The organism is Amycolatopsis sp. cmx-4-61 (assembly GCF_046548775.1).
GTDB lineage: Bacteria > Actinomycetota > Actinomycetes > Mycobacteriales > Pseudonocardiaceae > Amycolatopsis.
Genome location: NZ_JAEBEI010000062.1, coordinates 1 through 1,185 on the forward strand (window position 1 = coordinate 1; position 1,185 = coordinate 1,185).

At 66.7% G+C, this 1,185-nt stretch carries 1 protein-coding gene; it reads left to right on the forward strand.

The window, feature by feature from the left end:
* Window positions 1–88: 88 nt before the first annotated feature.
* Window positions 89–1,177: an IS630 family transposase gene (locus ACLJOU_RS46900; protein ID WP_410575784.1), complete on the forward strand. Its 1,089-nt coding sequence runs from the start codon at window positions 89–91 to the stop codon at window positions 1,175–1,177.
* Window positions 1,178–1,185 lie beyond the last annotated feature (8 nt).

Genomic DNA, 1,185 nt, shown 5'->3' on the forward strand with positions numbered 1-1,185 from the left:
AGTGCCTCGGCAAGGAACGTTGACGTGGTAACCGTGTCGCGTGGACATCCGAGCTGGTGATCGCGAGGCTGGCCGGTGGAGGTGAGCCATGGCGCGCCAGCCGGAGGTGTTCGCGCGGTCGTTGGAGCCGGAGGAGGCCCAGCGGCTGGTCAAGATCACGAGATCGGCGAAGGACCGGGTGCGGCTGCGGCGGTCCGGGATCGTGCTGGCCTCGGTGCAGGGCCGGTCTGCGGGGGAGATCGCGGTGATGTTCGCTGCGTCGGAGGGGTATGTGCGGGAGGTGATCCACGCGTTCAACGAGTCCGGGTTCGCGGCGTTGTCCCCAAAATGGAGGGGCGGCCGACCTCGTAAGTTCGGGTCGGCCGCCCGTGATCAGATCTGCCGCATCGCCGCGTGCAAGCCCGCCGAGCTGGGGTTGCCGTTGACGACGTGGAGCCTGACCAAACTGGTCGAGTACCTGGCCGAGCACGCGCGACTGGTGGTGAGCACCGAAACCGTCCGGCAGATCCTGCGCAAGGAGGGCGTGTCCTGGCAGGCGACGAAGACCTGGAAAGCCAGCAAGGACCCGGAGTTCGTGGTCAAGAAGACCCGCATCCTTGATCTCTACGATCATCCGCCCGCCGATGGGCGGGTGATCTGTGTCGATGAGTTCGGGCCGTTGAACCTGCAGCCCCGCCCCGGCCGCGGCTGGTTCGCCCGAGGTCGCCCGGCCCGGTTGCGTGCGACCTACACTCGCACCGCCGGGGTCCGGCAGATGTTCGCCGCGCTTGACCTCGCCACCGGTCAGATGTTCTACCGGTTCCGTGACCGCAAACGCTGGCCGCAGTTCCTCGACTTCTGTAAGCAACTCCGCCGCCGCTTCCCCGCCGGGAAGATCTACCTGGTCTGCGACAACTACGGACCGCACGGCAAAGCCGAGGTCAGAACCTGGTGCGCGGCCAACGGGATCGAGCTGGTCTACACACCCACCAACGCCTCCTGGCTGAACTGGATCGAATGCGAATTCACCGCGGTCCGCTACTTCACCCTCGACGGCAGCGACTACCCCAGCCACGCCGCCCAGGAGGCCGCCATCGCCGGCTACCTGCGCTGGCGCAACCGCCACAGCCACCCCAAACGCCACTTCGCCGTCAACTCCAAGATCCGCCGACCGGATTACCTACCCAACGTTGCTTGATGCGGCAC